This is a genomic window from Paenibacillus sp. Y568, from assembly GCF_059445545.1.
Window position 1 is genome coordinate 44,096 of sequence record NZ_JCAIUM010000007.1, and the last position, 18,517, is coordinate 62,612.

18 protein-coding genes are annotated in these 18,517 nt (G+C 40.4%); 14 read left to right on the forward strand and 4 right to left on the reverse strand.

What is annotated here, in order from left to right:
• Positions 1-9: 9 nt before the first annotated feature.
• On the reverse strand, positions 10-1,377 hold the full coding sequence (locus AC1D7X_RS11480) for a YheC/YheD family endospore coat-associated protein (protein WP_495455385.1): 1,368 nt from the start codon (positions 1,375-1,377) through the stop codon (positions 10-12).
• A gap of 147 nt (positions 1,378-1,524) precedes the next feature.
• On the opposite strand from AC1D7X_RS11480, the gene AC1D7X_RS11485 reads away from it, so the two are divergent.
• The 3 genes from AC1D7X_RS11485 to AC1D7X_RS11495 all read left to right on the forward strand — a co-directional run bounded on the left by AC1D7X_RS11485 (position 1,525) and on the right by AC1D7X_RS11495 (position 3,788).
• Complete coding sequence (locus AC1D7X_RS11485) at positions 1,525-1,872, forward strand: YlbF family regulator (RefSeq protein WP_495455386.1); 348 nt, start codon at positions 1,525-1,527, stop codon at positions 1,870-1,872.
• Positions 1,873-1,971: 99 nt separating this feature from the next.
• Positions 1,972-2,256, forward strand: a complete 285-nt coding sequence (locus AC1D7X_RS11490; RefSeq protein WP_495455387.1) for a hypothetical protein — start codon at positions 1,972-1,974, stop codon at positions 2,254-2,256.
• A gap of 197 nt (positions 2,257-2,453) precedes the next feature.
• The gene (locus AC1D7X_RS11495) at positions 2,454-3,788 is read left to right on the forward strand and encodes a DRTGG domain-containing protein (protein ID WP_495455388.1); all 1,335 of its coding nucleotides are present in this window, start codon (positions 2,454-2,456) and stop codon (positions 3,786-3,788) included.
• Positions 3,789-3,827: 39 nt separating this feature from the next.
• On the opposite strand, the gene AC1D7X_RS11500 is transcribed toward AC1D7X_RS11495, so the two are convergent.
• From AC1D7X_RS11500 to AC1D7X_RS11510, 3 genes are read right to left on the reverse strand one after another with little or no spacing between them, the layout of a single operon-like run.
• A complete protein-coding gene (locus AC1D7X_RS11500) occupies positions 3,828-4,124 on the reverse strand; it encodes a YtpI family protein (protein ID WP_495455389.1) in 297 nt (98 codons plus the stop codon).
• Between the two features lie 59 nt (positions 4,125-4,183).
• On the reverse strand, positions 4,184-4,669 hold the full coding sequence (locus AC1D7X_RS11505) for a sporulation membrane protein YtrI (protein WP_495455390.1): 486 nt from the start codon (positions 4,667-4,669) through the stop codon (positions 4,184-4,186).
• A 2-nt stretch (positions 4,670-4,671) separates the two neighbouring features.
• Positions 4,672-4,998, reverse strand: coding sequence for a YtrH family sporulation protein (locus AC1D7X_RS11510; RefSeq protein WP_495455391.1), 327 nt, complete (start codon positions 4,996-4,998; stop codon positions 4,672-4,674).
• Between the two features lie 168 nt (positions 4,999-5,166).
• Here AC1D7X_RS11510 and AC1D7X_RS11515 point away from each other — a divergent pair, with 168 nt between their 5' ends.
• From AC1D7X_RS11515 to AC1D7X_RS11565, 11 genes are all read left to right on the forward strand, one after another.
• Positions 5,167-8,754, forward strand: a complete 3,588-nt coding sequence (locus AC1D7X_RS11515; protein WP_495455392.1) for a DNA polymerase III subunit alpha — start codon at positions 5,167-5,169, stop codon at positions 8,752-8,754.
• 135 nt (positions 8,755-8,889) lie between these two features.
• Entirely contained in the window at positions 8,890-9,396 is a 507-nt protein-coding gene (locus AC1D7X_RS11520) for a phosphatidylglycerophosphatase A family protein (protein WP_495455678.1), read from the forward strand.
• A gap of 102 nt (positions 9,397-9,498) precedes the next feature.
• A complete protein-coding gene (locus AC1D7X_RS11525; protein WP_495455393.1) occupies positions 9,499-9,687 on the forward strand; it encodes a glutamate decarboxylase in 189 nt (62 codons plus the stop codon).
• Between the two features lie 88 nt (positions 9,688-9,775).
• A complete protein-coding gene (accD, locus tag AC1D7X_RS11530; RefSeq protein WP_495455394.1) occupies positions 9,776-10,666 on the forward strand; it encodes an acetyl-CoA carboxylase, carboxyltransferase subunit beta in 891 nt (296 codons plus the stop codon).
• Positions 10,667-11,671, forward strand: coding sequence for an acetyl-CoA carboxylase carboxyltransferase subunit alpha (locus AC1D7X_RS11535; protein ID WP_495455395.1), 1,005 nt, complete (start codon positions 10,667-10,669; stop codon positions 11,669-11,671).
• A gap of 97 nt (positions 11,672-11,768) precedes the next feature.
• Positions 11,769-13,190 carry a pyruvate kinase gene (gene pyk, locus AC1D7X_RS11540; protein ID WP_495475259.1) on the forward strand — a complete coding sequence of 474 codons (1,422 nt, stop codon included), beginning with the start codon at positions 11,769-11,771 and terminating at the stop codon, positions 13,188-13,190.
• Between the two features lie 175 nt (positions 13,191-13,365).
• Positions 13,366-13,758, forward strand: coding sequence for an FxsA family protein (locus AC1D7X_RS11545; RefSeq protein WP_495455397.1), 393 nt, complete (start codon positions 13,366-13,368; stop codon positions 13,756-13,758).
• A 265-nt stretch (positions 13,759-14,023) separates the two neighbouring features.
• Positions 14,024-15,133 (forward strand): citrate/2-methylcitrate synthase, encoded by a 1,110-nt coding sequence (locus AC1D7X_RS11550; RefSeq protein WP_495455398.1) that lies wholly within the window; start codon positions 14,024-14,026, stop codon positions 15,131-15,133.
• A 275-nt stretch (positions 15,134-15,408) separates the two neighbouring features.
• A complete protein-coding gene (gene icd / locus AC1D7X_RS11555; protein ID WP_495455399.1) occupies positions 15,409-16,704 on the forward strand; it encodes an NADP-dependent isocitrate dehydrogenase in 1,296 nt (431 codons plus the stop codon).
• 23 nt (positions 16,705-16,727) lie between these two features.
• Positions 16,728-17,669, forward strand: coding sequence for a malate dehydrogenase (mdh, locus tag AC1D7X_RS11560; protein WP_495455400.1), 942 nt, complete (start codon positions 16,728-16,730; stop codon positions 17,667-17,669).
• A 171-nt stretch (positions 17,670-17,840) separates the two neighbouring features.
• Entirely contained in the window at positions 17,841-18,266 is a 426-nt protein-coding gene (locus AC1D7X_RS11565) for a hypothetical protein (protein ID WP_495455401.1), read from the forward strand.
• The last annotated feature ends 251 nt before the right edge of the window (positions 18,267-18,517 follow it).

An 18,517-nucleotide genomic window follows, 5' to 3' on the forward strand; every position in this document is an offset into this window, starting at 1 on the left:
AACCGCCCCTTAAAAGCCAGACAAAAAACTACAGTATTGAATAAGTTGTCTGACAGATGGTCGTATTTTTTGTTCACTAAGCGGTGTATTGTCGTTCTTAGATGGTTTTGAATTGACTTCTAACATCCAGATTCGTCCGGTATTATCCATGGCTAAGTCGATACCGAGCTCACCGAAATGTGCAGGAATGGCATTATCCAGACCTTTTGCGATTTGTAATGCAGCTGATTTCAGATTGACATGTGCTGTATTCTTAGCTGCGATCGGCATATTACTTTTGTTGACGGCCTCCTTCACATTACTGAGGCTGCCCCCGCGAGCTAGATTAGACACGAAATGATTACCACCAGCTATACGGGCTACAATGGAGGTTACATTCCAGATACCCGTGCTATTTTTTTGAACTAAGGCACGGAAGTCTACAGGCCGTTTACCATGATCAATCAGAATGAGTCCTTGTTGAATTTGATAACGAGTACTTTTCATTTTTCCTGAGATACTTGAGAATAACTTGGGAAGAGTGGCATATATTTTCTTTTGTGTTCCACCCAGGGTTGTGGATAACGTTTGGTAAGTACCATCTGGTTGTTTAGAGATCCGAATTATTCCCTTACCAAGACTGCCTCTAGTAGGCTTCAGGAATACAACAGGATGCGTGGTACACATCTTTTTTAAAATGTTATAGCCATTTAATAAGTGAGACTCAGGCATGTAACGCTGAAGATTGGCTTCTTTCTTTAATGCATCGAACACTTCGGTTTTGTCGAGAAACTTTTCATTGAAGACATGACTGCCATGTACGGATTTTACTTCCTTCATAAAATGCTGTACGCTTGGGTTATTCTCCATTTTTCGCGAAGTCAGACGATTGTTAACGACATTCGCGATTGGCATTTGGGTCATACGCCAACCTCCATCATATATCCAACCTTGCATCGAACTGGTGCTAGATTTGATATGCTCTGGGGTGAAGAAGTAAACATATGCTCCTTGCTTTTGGCAGGCATTGACAAGCTCACGACAGAACATTGAGATGGAGCCAAACGGGTTGTCAGCTTTGTCAGGATAATCACGGCTAATCATGATGGCGATTAGAGGACCTAATCGAAGTGTTCGGCTTCCAGCGTGATAGTGAATTCTTAATACTGGGTGGGATGACAGTCCCATTTGTCTAGATAACGTTGCACTGATTCGCAGGCCGCTATACTTGGGAACCGGGACGACAATGATTTCCTGTTTAAAGGAACCGAACGTCAATTGTAGAGGACGATCTGTGGGTATTTTCCACAGTTTAATGAGCTTCTCACCCAACATGATTGCGTTCGCCTGCACAATGCCCGGTTTGAATAGTTGGACCGATATCTTTTTTGTGGACATCGTGGATCTCCTTCCAACAACAACTTGATGTCTTGAGTCATATTTGGACTGTGCATACTGCATGTAATTCATCATATGAGGACATATATCCCTTGGTGATTGACCATTTTTCAGAATTGGAGAGTAATTTTGAAGGAGGAATAAACAATGAACATTTATGACAAAACACACGAATTAGCGAAAGCTCTTAAAGAAAGCGAAGAAGTTCAAGAGATTAACGCAGCTATGGCCTTAATCGACATGGATCCTGTAGGGAAACAAATGCTCGAGGGTTTCCGTGAGCGTCAAATGCAACTTCAGCAACAAATGATGACTGGAGATATGCCTTCACCTGAGGAAATGGAAAAAATGGAAAAGACGTTTGAAGAACTCAGCTTAAATCTGAACATTCGTCGTTTGTTCGAAGCAGAGCGCAGACTATCCGTTATCATTGAGGATGTAAATAAAATAATCTCAGATAGTCTTCAGCATCTATATGGTGGTTCAAATATGTAATATATGATTCTTTCTAAATCTCGTATTTTCTTCTCATATTTCATTAACTATCTTCATAGAATAGAGATATAGATTCGAATTGAAGGAGTTGAAGAAGTGATGAGAAAGAGAACAAAATTGAAACATTCGATTTACATGTTGGTTGCTTTAGCCATGTTACTGTATGCAATACCTAGCATCTCTTTAAGTAGTGGGAATGGTTGGGTTTCGTTGTTCAGTGTAGTCTGGATGTTATTCGCATTTCTAGTGATCGCCGCCAATTGGCATATGATTCTGGGTGTGGATGAAGAGAAGAAGAAGGCACTTGAGCGCGTCAGACAAGCTAAGCTCCAAGAGTGGCAATCGAAATTTTCAGAAGAGACAGAAAGAAGTGAGGGTGTATAATCATTCTCGTAAATATGATGAATCATCACAAAGTTCTAAGATTCTATAACGAATCTTAGAACTTTTTTTAATGGATAAATATTGATAAAACTCTCTCATTACGTAGGAATGGAATTACTTAAAAAGTAGTATATTAACAAAAATGCGTGATATAATAGGTACAGTATAGTACAGATTTGAGTGTGGGGGTGTAACAGTTGGAGAATCGAGATGACACGGTCACCAAACACGAGCATTTGCTTCAATATATAGAGGGATTAAAAGTAGGTACGAAAATATCTGTGCGTAAGTTGGCTAAGGAAATGGGGGTCAGTGAGGGGACTGCATATCGTGCAGTAAAGGAAGCTGAGAATCTAGGAATAGTCATTACGAAAGAACGAATTGGTACAGTTCGAGTTGAGAAGAAACCACGTAATATTTCTGAGCAGTTAACGTTCTCTGACGTAGTAGATATTGTGGAGGGTCATGTATTAGGTGGAGCTGATGGTCTTCATAAGAATCTCCACAAATATGTCATTGGTGCGATGAAGATTGATGCGATGGTTCGATATATTGATGCAGGTAGCCTTCTCATTGTAGGTAATCGTGATGATGCTCACTCGTTAGCTTTAGAACAGGGTGCAGGTGTCCTCATTACGGGTGGATTCGGAATTAGCCGTGAGGTTAAGAATCTAGCCGATCAGCATAATCTGCCTATCTTTTCTTCACGCCATGATACATTTACGGTAGCTTCGATGATCAATCGGGCCATTTTTGATCGATTAATTAAAAAGAAAATCATGATTGTTGAAGATATAGTAGCGACGAAGCCGAAGCTGATCTCTCTCAAAATAACGAGTACCGCTCAGGAATGTAGGGAACTTGCAAAGAATTCTGATGAACCGAGATACGCGGTCACAGATGAATGGAATCGTGTTATAGGTATCATTAATTTGAAAGATACCTTGAGCCTATCGGATGAGCAAAGTATTGAGAAAGTGCTGATACGTAATCCGATTACGACAAGCTTGCAGACCTCACTTGCATCCGCAGCACAACAGATGATGTGGGAGGGCGTAGATTTCCTACCTATCGTGGATCGTAATCGTAAGCTCATCGCAACGGTTAGCCGTAAAGAAGTACTGAAAGCCATGAGAGACGCGCAAGCGCAACCTCAACTGGGTGAAACCTTTGACCATCTCTTGTGGAATGGCATCGCAGAGGAGCGCGACCAAGATGGCAAGTTGTTCTTCCATGGTTTTATCACCCCTCAAATGGCGACTGATTTGGGTACAATTTCTGAAGGGGTGTTAACTACGGTTATGACTCAGGCTGCATTCAAATCTACGAAGGATATTTCAGGAAATGATTATGTGTTAGACAACATGTCTACCTACTTCTTACGTCCTCTCCAGATTGAGGACCAGATTGTCATTATACCGAAACTATTAGAGATGAGTCGTAGAACTTGTAAAATAGAGATTGAAATGACACATGAAGAGACGTTAGTTGTCAAAGCTGTCATGACATTACAATCTATCGAACATGGGTAACTTCTACTGGTCATTGGTTATATTTGAGATCATCTATCATTAGGCTTTCTGGCTTGCATAATATTTACGATTACGTAATCCGGCGAATATGTTGAAGGCTCCCAGAACAAGGAATAACGCTTCCACAATGACAGAAGGTGTTGATCCGCGGAATATAAACATAAAGACAATGGATATGAGGATAAGCATAATGCCCATTAATATATTCGTAGTTGCACCGTATCGTCCTCGTTCCGTTGAATTGGAAGAACGATGTGATCGAATGCTGTAATAAGCGGAAGCTATACAGGTTATGACTAGTAGTATGAATAGAATATATTTAATAACAGTAATCATAATTATGGTTCCTCCTGAATAAATGACAAATTTGCTAATATTGTACCATGAATGAGTTGTTAAAGGACAGGATTTGTAATAGAAACCCATACTTGTAGGACGCTTTCGGCCACAAGCATGGTCTTGATATGAATGGCGTAATTTTTATCACGAACCGTATAAGTTTTGCGGTCTAGTAATGTCCTAGCGATCTTGCTATCTGTATCAATTTCATAGACACTGCGACCCCGCAGAACATCTAAATCTTCACCTACCTGAACGAGAATCTCTTTTATGATAATGGAGTCAAGTGGTGGATCTAGTTGTTCAGCACGTATTTTAATTTCTTTGATTACCGTTTGTTGATTGCTATATTTCTTAAGTGTTTTGATATCATGTTCAAATTGCTTTTTCTGAATTTGTAGATCTTTATTTTCTTGCCACAGTTGTTCGTAACTAGCATGAAATATAGCGTTGTATACAATACTACCAAGAACCATGCCAAGGACAATGAGAGAGGTCGCTTTTGAGAAGGCGAGGATATGCGCGCTGGAGGGGATTCTCATCGTTATCTCCTACCATTGCAGACCCATTTGACTAATTCACTACCGGCATGGGCACCCATGAAAGCAAACACGAGAAAGAGAATTTGTTTGATTGCCGGAGATAGATTACCTATAAAGAAGTTACTTTCTATGACCCGCATGGGATCAATGGTTCCCCCTACAGCTGCAGCAAGTGCCCATATTTTAATGCGGTCTGCTATATCAAGCATGGTTTGTGTGGGTGGTTGCAAAGAAATGACGGCTCCTATGCCACCCACCATCGCTCCTCCGAGTACAATGCCGAAGGCAATAAAGAAATCTAGAATGGCTTTTGATAAAAAAGTACTCATGAATTTTTCCCCTTTCATAACCAATGAAATGAACTTGTCCTATTCTTCTGTACCTATCAGCGTGTTATTCCTTGTTATAATCCATTCTATGGGCGTTCCCTAAGGTATTATGATAAAATAAGAGAAAGAACTTATAAAAAAGAACTTGCAGTGAAGGGGAGGGCGGACATGGCTTCATTTGTGCATCTACATGTTCATAGTGAATTTAGCCTCCTAGACGGCGCTGCACGTATAACGGATCTCGTGCAACAGGCATCGGATTTAGGAATGAATTCGTTAGCTTTAACAGACCATGGGGTTATGTACGGTGCAGTTCCGTTCTATAAGGCATGTAAAAGTAAAGGCATTAAGCCGATCATTGGCTGTGAAGCGTACTTCACGTCAGGGTCACGTAAAGAGAGAGGCAGCCGAAAGGATCAGCCAATCTATCATTTAATTCTGCTTGCTAAGAATGAAGTAGGGTACCGAAATCTAATGAAGCTGTGTTCCATTGGACACTTAGAAGGCTTTCACTATAAACCAAGAATAGATTTAGAATCACTTCGAACACACCATGAAGGCATCATTTGTCTAAGTGCGTGTCTGGGTGGAGAAGTTCCACAACACTTATTGCATGGACGATATGAAGAAGCTCGAAAGGCCGCTCTACGGTTTCAAGATATATTTGGTGAGGATTTCTATTTAGAGTTACAGGACCATGGAATATCGGAGCAAAAGAGGGTTAATCCTCAGTTGATTCAACTAAGCGAAGAGACGGGCATTCCTTTGGTGGCAACAAACGATGTCCACTATCTTCAACAAGAGGATGCCGAGGTACAGGATGTGCTCATCTGCATCGGAACAGGAAAGACTGTAGATGACGAGCAAAGACTTCGTATCCCGACAGACCAGTTATACTTCAAAAGTGAGGAGGAAATGGCTCGCTTATTTCCTCATGTTCGAGAGGCGCTCCTCAACACGGTTATCATTGCTGACAAGTGTCAGTTAGAGCTTGAGTTTGATCGCTCTATACTGCCGCAGTATAGTCCTTTGCCTGAAGGGATGACCTCTGAGCAATATTTACATGCGTTATGTTCGGAAGGGTTGATAAAGAGGTATGAGAAGACAGATCGTTGGCATGATGAAGATGCGAGAAGAGAGCTAGAAGAACGGCTTTCTTATGAACTTGGAGTTATTGGAAGTATGGGGTTTGCAGATTATTTCCTAATCGTGTGGGACTTTATTGCATTCTCTCATAGACAAGGAATTGCAACAGGGCCCGGTCGTGGATCTTCAGCAGGAAGTATCGTTGCCTACGTATTGCAAATAACGAATGTGGACCCAATGAAGTACCATTTGCTCTTTGAGCGATTCTTGAATCCGGAGCGGGTCACCATGCCAGATATTGATATCGACTTCAGCGATGAGCGACGAGATGAAGTGATTGAATATGTGGTAGATAAATATGGGCGAGAGCATGTTGCCCAGATCATTACATTTGGTACGATGGCAGCTCGAGCTGCAGTGAGGGATGTAGGACGAGCACTGAATATTCCCTTTGGTGATGTGGATAAAGCCGCAAAGCTTATTCCTAACCAACTAGGTATTCATATTGACCGAGCTATGGAAATAAGTGAAGAACTGAAGAAGTTGTATGATGCTGGTGGGAAGATCCGAGAAATGTTGGATATGGCGATGAAGGTTGAGGGAATGCCGCGGCATTCATCGACACATGCGGCAGGTGTTGTGATCTCACGTGATGCTTTGACAGATGCTGTACCTTTGCAGGAAGGTAGCGAGAAGACGGCACTCACACAGTATTCAATGGAACATCTGGAGAGCATCGGTTTGCTGAAGATGGACTTTCTTGGGCTCAGAACTCTCTCAATTATAGAGCGTTCCATGAAATGGATTGAAGAAATGACCGGGCATATGCCTGATTTTGATCAAATACACGATGATGATAAACAGACGTATGACATGCTAGGACATGGCGATACAACGGGTGTGTTTCAAATGGAATCAGCAGGCGTGAGACGTGTGTTGAAGGATTTGAAGCCTTCAGAGTTCGAAGACATTATCTCAGTACTTGCACTGTATCGCCCAGGTCCGATGGAGTTTATCCCTAAGTACATTCAAGCTAAGCACGGATTATTACAGGTTGAATATCCCCATGAAGATCTGCAACCAATCTTGAAAGATACGTATGGCATCATTGTCTATCAAGAGCAAATTATGAAAATTGCTTCCGTGATGGCTGGATTCTCACTAGGTGAAGCGGACTTACTACGTCGTGCAGTTTCGAAGAAGAAGCGAGAAGTATTAGACCGCGAAAGAAGTCATTTCGTGGATGGAAGCTTTAAGCAAGGATATACAGAGGAAGAAGCTAATCGTGTCTATGATATGATCGTGCGATTCGCTGACTATGGGTTCCCACGAGCGCATGCTACAGCATATGGTGTACTTGCATTCCAAACGGCTTATTTAAAGGCACATTTTCCCGTTCAGTTTATGGCTTCGATGTTGACTGCTGTTATGGGGAATCATCGAAAGGTCGCAGAATATGTATTAGAATGTCGTCGAATGAATATTGGGGTATTATCACCTGATGTGAACGTGAGCGGCGTGCTGTTTACACCTGTACCTAACTCGACAGAAGATGAGATTGCTGAAGGACAACCACATGCTGGTCATATCCGGTTCGGATTAGGCGCAGTGAAGAATGTGGGGACGCAAGCTGTAGAGAATATGTTACTTATTAGACAAGAAAAGCCCTTTGAGAGTCTTCTTGATTTCTGTAGACGTATAGATTTGAGACTGTGTAATAAAAGAGTCATTGAATCCCTTATTCAAGCGGGAGCCTTCGATTCATTACCTGGACATCGTGCTCAATTGCTAGCTATGTTAGACGAAACGGTGGATGCTGCGTTGAAATGGCGCAAGGAGCGTGATGATCTACAGATCCAGATGTTTGATTTCGTAGAAAGTGCGAATTGGGATATTGCTTATCCGGATATCGTGCCATATACCGTGGGGCAACAACTAGAATTAGAGCGAGAATTACTTGGATTATATTTATCCGGACATCCTCTTGACGGCTATGAGGAATTGCTGAATCAGACGACAGGCGTTGATCGGTTAATGGATCTTAGTGAGCTACCTGATGATACACGCTCCGTTGTTGTAGGTATGGTTGTTTCCATCAAAACGATTATGACGAAGCAAGGTAAAGCAATGGCTTTCATGGATTGTGAAGACCAAATAGAGCGCTGTGAAGTTGTTCTATTCCCTGAGGTGTGGAAACGTAGTTCCAAGCATATTGAGAAAGGTGCGTTACTTGCACTAAGGGCCAAGGTGCAACAACAGGATGAGGGTTTTAAGCTCCTTGCAGAGGAAGTTATCCCGTTAGATAACGTTGGGCTAGAACAGCTTGTGAAACGAAACAACACGGCTCAAACAAGATATGAGCAAACATTAGGAAAAACAACGAAAGCAATTCCATCAACGAATTCAACGGAAGTTCGCAAGAATCATGCCAAAAGTGTAGTTGAACAGCGTGTATTTGTTAAAATTAGCCCTCAGGCGGAAAAGGCTGAGCTATTAATTCGTTTAAAGGAATTGCTCCAGCGGCATCAGGGGTCTGTAGCTACTGTATTATTCTATGAACAAAGTCAAAAACTGCTTGCATTAAGTGATCAATATCGAATTAAGCCTTCACCAGAACTGTTTGAGGAAATGGAACAAATGTTAGGTACGGGAACAGTTAAAATTAAATAAGTAGCGTAAATGAAGAACGTTTCATACGCCTCCTGCATACACATAGAAGCACCATAAAAGTGACCTTAACGGTTAGGAATTAGGATTACTCTTTCCTTATCGTAGATAGGTAAAAGGTATGCGGGAGGAATTATGATGTCATTTGAAATTGTTAAATCTATACTTGAACGTCGTGGCGTTTATATCGCTGATATTGCGGAAATTGTGTATGGGTTACAATTACCTTATCATCCTCAACTAAAGATGGATGAGTGTGTGAATAGTGTAAAAGCTGTGCTAAGTAAGAGAGAAGTTCAATATTCTTTGTATACAGGTATTGCTCTTGATGAGTTAGCTGAACAAAAATTACTTCCACAACCATTACAATCGATCATGGAAGCCGATGAACCACTTTATGGTGTAGATGAAACGATGGCACTTGGAATAACTAGCGTCTATGGGATGATTGGTTTAACTAGTTTTGGATATTTAGATAAAGAAAAAACAGGTATTATCGCAACATTAAATAACAATAAAAATGCTATTCATGTGTTTCTAGATGATCTAGTTGCTGGCCTAGCTGCGGCTGCATCGGCGAGAATTGCCCATCGGTATGAAGGCGCAAAAAACTACTCCATTGCGATAGACCCAGAACTGCCATAGCTAATTATATCCAATAGTATTTGTTGCGATCAAAAAGATAATTATGGTATCATGGGTTCATTATATGAGCTCAGAACTTGAGAGTAGGGGGCTTTTTCGAAAGTGTGGACGGTCATTTATATCGCACCTACCGCCAAGGTCGCGGACATGATTCAGACCAAATTAACAGAAGAAGGTTTTTTGGTTCGAAGCCGTCCTGTCAATTTGTCCAAGCAACAGTTTGAAATTCAGGTTCCTTCAGGGGAATTAGAAGAAGTCCAAGAAGTATTGAATACTATTTTACATCCATAATTTTTTATTAAAATAAAATAGTATATAGTGTATAATAGAAGTTTGTGGTTAGATCGGCCAACAAATTAACGGCTGGAGAGGTGTAGTTGTGTTTAAAGACTTATTTCAGAAAAAAAGAAAATACGCGACCATTCCTTCAGATCGTTTGGGACGGGACAACAATCCAGAAGGTGAGCGCCCAAGACGGGAAGTTCCAGAAGGACTTATGAGTAAATGTGCCAAATGTGGCAACATTCTGTATAGTAAGGAACTGGAAAAGAACTTAAAGGTATGTGTTTCTTGTGGATATCATATGCGTTTGAATGCTTTAGAGCGCATCCAAATGACTTTGGATGAAGAAGGATTTGAAGAATTCGATGGGGATATGATATCAGTAGATCCTCTTCAATTTCCCGGATACGCTACCAAGCTAGAAGAGCAGACAATGAAATCTGAATTACGTGAAGCGGTTGTTACTGGACAAGGTACTCTTTGTGGACAACCCGTTGTCGTAGCTGTCATGAGCTTTAATTTCTTCAGTGGAAGTATGGGATCTGTTGTTGGGGAGAAAATAACCAGAGCTATTGAGACTGCCATGGAACGGCAATTGCCTCTGATCATCTTCTCGACTTCAGGTGGTGCTAGAATGCAGGAAGGTATTCTTAGTCTCATGCAGATGGCCAAGACAAGCGCGGCTCTTGCACGTTTTAATGAACAGGGCGGACTTTATATCTCTGTCATTACTGATCCTACAATGGGTGGCGTTTCCGCAAGCTTTGCAACACTAGGTGATATTAATATTGCCGAACCTGGAGCCGTATTTGGGTTTGCCGGCCGAATTGTTATCGAACAGACTATTCGTCAGAAACTTCCGGATGATTTTCAAACGGCTGAATATAATATGGCACATGGACAATTGGACCTAGTGACACATCGCAAAGAAATGCGCGGAATGCTTGCTAAGCTCATAGGAATTCATACGATGAAGGGGGAATTTTAAATGGCGGCGGAATTGCCTTTTGAATTACCTCTTGTTGAGATGCGTAAAAAGATTGATGAACTGAAGGTGTTTGGTCAGGAAAAAGGCATCGATTTCACTGATGAAATTTCTAAACTTGAGGAACGCTATAGTAAATTGGAAGAGGATATCTATTCTAATATTTCTGCACCTCAAAAAATGCATCTTGCAAGACATCAACAACGGCCAACATCATTAGACTTAATTCAACTTATATTCAATGATTTTATTGAACTTCATGGTGACCGTTTATTTGGTGATGATCTTGCTGTAGTTGGTGGAATTGCTAAGTTAAATGGCGTACCCGTGACTGTCATTGGGCAGCAAAGGGGCAAGGATACGAAAGATAATATTGCACGTTTTTTTGGGAGTCCACACCCAGAGGGCTTTAGAAAAGCACTCAGACTTATGAAACAGGCAGAGAAATTTAATCGCCCGATTATTACGTTTATTGATACTAAAGGAGCATATCCTGGTAATACTGCAGAAGAAAGAGGACAATCAGAAGCGATTGCCCGAAATCTACGGGATATGTCTGTTCTGGGTGTTCCTGTTGTTTGTGTCATTATCGGTGAAGGAGGAAGTGGCGGAGCACTCGGTTTAGCATTGGGTAATCGTGTCCTAATGTTAGAACATGCCATTTATTCTGTTATTTCTCCGAATGGTGCAGCATCGATTCTGTGGAAAGATGCAACAAAGGCTGATCAAGCGGCAGAAGCTATGAAAATTACGGCTCAAGATCTACTTCAATTTGAAGTGATTGAGGAGATTATTCCCGAACCACGGGGTGGAGCACAGCGTGATTATGAGCTAACGGCAAGCCATATTAAAGACAGTCTATGCAGTCAATTAAAAGAGCTGTCTGCGATGGATAGTAATGCATTAAAAGAAGATCGATATTTGAAGTTTAGAAAGTTAGGTCAATTTACATTTGAACGTTCTTTGGCTACGGACACAGGTGACACCCAATTTATGGGTAATAATTAATATGATAAAGGTCCTATACAAATCGTTCCACATGTAGTAGATTTAATTGTTGAAAAGATGATAAAGAGAGATCTTTAAAAAACGGAGGAACACTATAATGCGCAAAACTAAAATTGTATGTACGATCGGTCCAGCAAGTGAATCACTTGAAAATACTAAAAAATTGATCATGGCTGGCATGAATGTAGCACGTCTAAACTTTTCCCACGGTGACTTTGATGAACATGGCAACCGTATTAATGTCATTCGTCAAGCTTGTAAGGAATTAGGAAAGACAGTTGCCATCCTTTTAGATACTAAAGGTCCTGAAATTCGTACAGGTAAGCTTGCAGTTGAACCAATTGAACTTGTTCAAGACGAATACCTTACATTGACTACGGAAGAAATTCTTGGAGATAAGAATCGTATTTCCATTACTTATTCTAATCTTCCAAAAGATGTACAAGTAGGTTCAACTATACTTATCGATGATGGTTTGATTGGTTTGACAGTTGTAGAAGTTCAAGGAACAGAAATTAAGTGTCTTATTGTTAATGGTGGTACGATTAAGAGTAAAAAAGGTGTTAACGTACCAGGCGTTCGCATTTCTCTACCAGGGATCACTGAAAAAGACGCAAACGATATCATTTTTGGTATCGGACAAGACATCGACTTTATTGCTGCTTCATTCGTTCGTAAAGCGAGTGATGTGCTTGAAATTCGTGAATTGCTAGAACGTCATAATGCAGGACACATCAACATCATCTCCAAAATTGAAAACCAAGAAGGTGTCGACAACCTTGATGAAATTCTTGAGGTTTCTGATGGATTAATGGTTGCACGTGGAGATCTAGGTACAGAAATTCCAGCAGAAGACGTACCATTGGTACAAAAAATGATGATTGAAAAAGCAAACTGTGCAGGTAAACCGGTAATCACAGCTACACAAATGCTTGATTCTATGCAACGTAACCCACGTCCAACTCGCGCTGAAGCAAGTGACGTAGCAAATGCCATTTTTGATGGTACAGATGCTATCATGTTATCTGGTGAAACAGCAGCAGGGAAATATCCTGTTGAGTCTGTATTAACGATGTCCCGTATCGCTGAGAAGGCAGAATCTGCTCTTAATTATCGTGAACTTTTCTTGAAACAAAGCACAATTCAAGAAACAAGCGTTACTGAAGCTATCAGCCAAGCAGTTACGATTTCAGCATTAGATTTGAATGCAAAAGCAATCATTTCTTCAACTGAATCAGGTCACACGGCTCGTGTTGTTTCTAAATACCGTCCAGAAGCTCCTATTGTCGCTGTAACGACTGAAGATCGTACAATGCGTCGTCTAACTCTTACATGGGGAGTAACTCCTGTGAAGGGCAAACAAGCTTCTACAACAGATGAAATGTTTGATTATGCTATCCAAGGTGGAGTTGATTCAGGACTTGTTAGTGAAGGAGATCTTGTTGTGATTACAGCAGGTGTACCTTTGGGACGTTCAGGTTCTACTAACCTTATAAAAGTGAGCGTAATTAATAAATAATTGATCTGAAACGATCAAATTGAATATAAGATATCATAACGGCCTATTTTAAATAGGTCGTTATTTTTTCTACTCTAATTGTTAATGCAGAGCGCCCTTATAACGAAACTGGATAATTGCACGTGAGTAGATTATGATTTAGACATGTAAACATCTTTAGGGGAGGAGATTAGATATGTGGAAGTGGATTATGGGATTAATCATCATTATCGCAATGATTGAGATATACGTATTTGATTTTGTAATCGGAAAATTCGGAGGAATGAATACGTTTCTACTAACGCTATTCACTTCGGCAATCGGTCTCGTTATGATGCGATTTGAAGGTCGAAAAGTGCTCGAAGACGCGCGTTCACAAATGAAGACGGGGCAGATTCCTGGTAGAACCCTAGTAGATGGTATCAGTATTTTTGTCGGGGGATTATTACTAGTCTTGCCAGGATTTTTTACAGATGCCATTGGATTCACGATGATCTTTCCATTGAGCCGACCTATTTATCGTCTGTTTATTCTGAAATGGTTGAAGAAAAAAATGAAAAACGGCAATATGACCGTGTATAGACGATGATTGACACCGATGAGGCGAATTCTGTGAGGTTCGCCTTTTATATTTGATGAATTGAAAAGGCTTCCAAAAATTTCTTTATGGAACCGATAAAACAATTTGATGCGTTAAATGGCGTTCAAATTGTTCACATATCAGACAAAATCCATTATGATATTAGAAGGTTTAATCTGGATGTTATATTTTGAATATTTAAAAATGTAAATGTTTTCATTCTTGCTGATAGCCCTCTTAAAAATACGTTATCAAAAAAAAGGAGAGATGTACGATGACAGCAACCAAAGGATTAGAAGGTGTCGTAGCTGCGACTTCATCCATTAGTTCAATCGTGGATGGTGTACTTACATATCGCGGATATGATATCAATGAATTGGCACAACATGCTAATTTTGAAGAAGTTGCCTATTTGTTGTGGTTCGGTAAGTTACCTACAGCTCAAGAATTACATGACCTGAAGCAAGATTTCGATACTTATGCACCGATCCCCAATGAATTGGTTGAACAGATGAAGTTGTATCCTAAAGATACGAATACGATGGCTGCGCTTCGTACTGCCATATCTGGCCTTGCTTTGTATGATGAAGCCGCGGATGATATGAGTCGCACCGCGAATGAGAAGAAAGCAGTTAAATTACAGGCACAATTACCTACGATCGTAGCTGCACTTTCGCGTATTCGTAATGGGCAAGAACCGATCCCTCCACAAAAAGGACTATCGATTGCAGAAAACTTTCTATTTATGCTAAGAGGCGAACAACCGGATGAGACTTCTATAAAAGCTCTAGATCAAGCTCTTGTACTTCATGCTGATCACGAGTTAAACGCATCCACGTTTGCAGGTCGAGTAACGGTAGCGACGCTTTCTGATATATATTCGGGAGTTACTTCTGCGATTGGAGCTCTAAAAGGACCTTTACATGGTGGAGCAAATGAAGCTGTAATGAAAATGTTAGAGGAAATTGGCTCGATAGATCAAGTTGAGGGTTATATCCAAGATAAGTTGAATAAACGTGAAATTATTATGGGATTCGGTCACCGGGTTTACAAGAATGGAGATCCACGGGCGAAATATCTACAGACGATGTCACGTGAACTTAGTGAAAACAGTAAGTCTGAGCTCTATGAAATGTCTGTTAAGATAGAAGAAATGGTTACTGGGCAAAAGGGTCTAAAACCTAACGTTGATTTCTATTCCGCTTCTGTATATACACAGCTTGGTATAGAACGTGAATTGTTTACACCGATCTTTGCTATTAGTCGTGTATCCGGATGGACAGCACATATTCTTGAACAATTGGTAGACAATCGAATCATTCGTCCACGTGCAGAATACGTCGGATTGCATGATCAGAAATATACATCTATTGCAATGCGCTAAACTTCATTTTTGGAAGTAGTCCATTGAGAAATTGAGAGTTCTACTTCCAAAGTGATTTTTTACGGTATACTCAAGAGTGTAACACTAAAAAAGGATTATGCTTACGAAGCGATGCTACAAAAAAAACTAAGTGTATGCTTTCGGAGTGATTTTTTTACGAAGTAAACTCAAGAATGTACCGCTAAAAAAAACATTATGCTTACGAAGCAAGTTTTTTTACGATGATTACTCTCAGATGCGATGCTACAAAAAAACTTTTAGGAGGACTAAAATACATGTTCAAATTAGAAAAGTACGAATTACCAACCGAAGGTGACAAGATCGAGATTCAAGATGGCGTACTAAACGTTCCCAATTTCCCAATCATTCCGTTCATTGAAGGGGATGGAACTGGACGAGATATCTGGAAGGCTTCCAAACGCGTACTTGATGCAGCGGTAGATAAAGCTTACGGTGGATCTAAGAAAATTGCTTGGTATGAAGTATTTGCAGGGGAAAAAGCTTTTAATGAATATGGTGAGTGGTTACCGAACGATACGCTAGAAGCGATCCGTGAATATATCGTAGCTATTAAAGGGCCTTTGACTACACCAATTGGTGGAGGAATTCGTTCTTTGAACGTGGCATTACGTCAAGAATTAGATCTATATGTATGTTTACGTCCCGTTCGTTATTTCAAAGGTGTACCTTCTCCAGTGAAACGTCCTGAATTAGTAGATATGGTCATTTTCCGTGAGAACACAGAAGATATCTACGCAGGAATTGAGTATCAAGAGGGTTCTGAGGCAGTTAAGAAATTGATCACATTCCTTAAAGAGGAAATGGGCGTTAACAAGATTCGCTTCCCAGAAACTTCAGGAATCGGTATCAAACCCGTATCCGAAGAAGGATCTAAGCGACTTGTTCGCGCTGCGGTGGAATATGCAATCGAGCATGGTCGTAAGAGTGTAACTTTAGTACACAAAGGTAACATCATGAAATTTACAGAAGGTGCATTTAAGAACTGGGGATATGAAGTCGCTGAACAAGAGTTCGGAGATAAAGTATTCACATGGGCTCAATACGATGTTATTAAAGAAAAAGAGGGAGAAGACGCAGCGAACGCAGCACAGAAGGAAGCCGAAGCAGCTGGCAAGATTATTATTAAAGATGCTATAGCGGATATCGCGTTGCAACAGGTTCTAACTCGTCCAACAGACTTCGACGTTATTGCTACACTTAACCTTAACGGAGACTATTTATCTGATGCTCTAGCAGCACAGATTGGTGGGATTGGTATAGCTCCAGGAGCTAATATTAACTATGTGACAGGACACGCTATTTTTGAAGCTACACATGGTACAGCTCCGAAATATGCAGATAAAGATCTTGTGAATCCAGGTTCTGTTATTCTATCTGGTGTTATGTTACTAGAGCATTTGGGATGGAAAGAAGCAGCGGACCTTATTTATAAAGGTATGGAAACATCGATTAACGAAAAAATTGTAACTTACGATTTCGCTCGTCAAATGGATGGAGCTACAGAAGTTAAATGTTCAGAGTTCGCAGATCAAGTCATTAAAAATATGTAATCAGTAAGGAGGATCATTCGATTATGGGCTTAAAGCGAAATAAAATATCGGTTGTTGGAGCCGGTTTTACTGGTGCCACAACTGCATTTATGTTAGCACAAAAGGAGCTTGGGGATGTCGTATTGATTGATATTCCTCAGTTAGAGAATCCAACTAAAGGTAAGGCACTTGATATGATGGAAGCTAGTCCTGTCCAAGGATTTGATAGCCAAATTATCGGTACGTCTAACTATGAAGATGCTGCTGACTCCGATGTTGTAATTATTACAGCAGGTATTGCCCGCAAGCCTGGAATGAGCCGTGATGACCTTGTGAATACAAATGCAGGGATTGTGAAGTCGGTATGTGAGAACGTTAAGAAGTATGCTCCAAACTCTATCGTCATTATTCTAAGTAATCCTGTGGATGCTATGACATATGTGGCGTATAACACGCTTGGATTTCCAAAGAACCGTGTCATTGGACAATCGGGCGTCCTGGATACAGCTCGCTACTGTACTTTTATTGCACAAGAGTTAAATGTATCCGTTGAAGATGTTCGTGGGTTTGTATTAGGTGGACATGGTGATGATATGGTTCCTCTAGTTCGTTATTCAAGCGTTGGGGGAATACCTATTGATACCTTGATCAGCGCTGAACGCATTCAAGAGATTGTCCAACGCACACGGGTTGGTGGCGGTGAAATTGTAAACCTACTGGGTAACGGTAGCGCTTATTACGCTCCAGCAGCATCTTTAGTACAAATGACCGAAGCAATTCTAAAAGATAAGAAGCGAATTATTCCAGTTATTGCTCTACTTGAAGGTGAGTATGGATACGATAACCTATTTTTGGGCGTTCCTACGATTCTTGGTGGCGATGGGATAGAGAAGATATTTGAACTAGAGTTGACTGCTGATGAGAAATCAGCGCTAGATAAGTCAGCTGTTTCCGTTCGAAATGTCACATCCGTGGTAAGTGTCTAGGATAGAATATTTCATACTGATGTATAAGGAATTGTAAAAGTGTCAAAATTATGAAGAGAGAAGCCTCTTTGTCTGTCAAAAGCAAAGGGGCTTCTTTCTTTTCATTTATAGCTGAGGTATAATTAGTGTGATATTTATCACAAAAAAATAGTTTTTAGGAGGATATTTTCAATGTGGATGATTATGAGTTTTGTACATATTTTAGGAGCATTATCCGTGGGGTTCTACCTGTTATTGCCGTTTATCGTTAGTAAAATGTCATCGTTATCCTTGCCTGCACAAGAAGGAAGCGCTGCATCTATTCGTAGTTTCAATGTGTTTGCTCAAATCGGTTTGTTAGTTCAGTTTCTAACAGGCGGATATCTTATGACTAAGGGAGACTATTCAGCAGTATGGATGACAGTAGTTGTTGTACTATTAGTCGCTTTATTCGCAATTAGTGGAATGATGAGCAAACCTTTGAAGCTTGCAATTGCCAACATCAAGGAAAAGAAAGATATTTCAGCACATCTTGGAAAGTTACGTACAATGAGTGCACTATTGGCGGTTTGTTTGCTAGTAATGGTATTCTTCATGGTATATACGGACATCATTTAGTGCTTTATAAGAGAGTAAGACTGAAGTAGATTCAATGGATGTACATTGGAGATTTACTTGGTCATAACGAAATGATTATAAAAGACAGCAGTTACGAGGATTCCTTGTGCTGCTGTCTTTTTCGTTCTTTATCTAGCATTGAATACGAAAATGAAGTTAATATATATTTACTGATTATTACGTTAGATATTGTGGTAATAAATTGGCAAAAAAGAATAGTTAATAACGATTTATGCCATCCTAATAAGATA

Excerpts from the sequence above, each read along its gene's own strand:
- AC1D7X_RS11485 (WP_495455386.1), top strand. The coding sequence starts at position 1,525 with ATGAACATTTATGACAAAACACACGAATTAGCGAAAGCTCTTAAAGAA.
- AC1D7X_RS11565 (WP_495455401.1), top strand. The coding sequence starts at position 17,841 with ATGTGGATGATTATGAGTTTTGTACATATTTTAGGAGCATTATCCGTG.
- mdh (WP_495455400.1), top strand. The coding sequence starts at position 16,728 with ATGGGCTTAAAGCGAAATAAAATATCGGTTGTTGGAGCCGGTTTTACT.
- AC1D7X_RS11520 (WP_495455678.1), top strand. The coding sequence starts at position 8,890 with ATGTCATTTGAAATTGTTAAATCTATACTTGAACGTCGTGGCGTTTAT.
- pyk (WP_495475259.1), top strand. The coding sequence starts at position 11,769 with ATGCGCAAAACTAAAATTGTATGTACGATCGGTCCAGCAAGTGAATCA.
- AC1D7X_RS11505 (WP_495455390.1), bottom strand. The coding sequence starts at position 4,669 with ATGAGAATCCCCTCCAGCGCGCATATCCTCGCCTTCTCAAAAGCGACC.
- AC1D7X_RS11490 (WP_495455387.1), top strand. The coding sequence starts at position 1,972 with ATGAGAAAGAGAACAAAATTGAAACATTCGATTTACATGTTGGTTGCT.
- AC1D7X_RS11480 (WP_495455385.1), bottom strand. The coding sequence starts at position 1,377 with ATGTCCACAAAAAAGATATCGGTCCAACTATTCAAACCGGGCATTGTG.
- AC1D7X_RS11500 (WP_495455389.1), bottom strand. The coding sequence starts at position 4,124 with ATGATTACTGTTATTAAATATATTCTATTCATACTACTAGTCATAACC.
- AC1D7X_RS11545 (WP_495455397.1), top strand. The coding sequence starts at position 13,366 with ATGTGGAAGTGGATTATGGGATTAATCATCATTATCGCAATGATTGAG.
- AC1D7X_RS11515 (WP_495455392.1), top strand. The coding sequence starts at position 5,167 with ATGGCTTCATTTGTGCATCTACATGTTCATAGTGAATTTAGCCTCCTA.
- AC1D7X_RS11510 (WP_495455391.1), bottom strand. The coding sequence starts at position 4,998 with ATGAGTACTTTTTTATCAAAAGCCATTCTAGATTTCTTTATTGCCTTC.
- icd (WP_495455399.1), top strand. The coding sequence starts at position 15,409 with ATGTTCAAATTAGAAAAGTACGAATTACCAACCGAAGGTGACAAGATC.
- AC1D7X_RS11550 (WP_495455398.1), top strand. The coding sequence starts at position 14,024 with ATGACAGCAACCAAAGGATTAGAAGGTGTCGTAGCTGCGACTTCATCC.
- AC1D7X_RS11535 (WP_495455395.1), top strand. The coding sequence starts at position 10,667 with ATGGCGGCGGAATTGCCTTTTGAATTACCTCTTGTTGAGATGCGTAAA.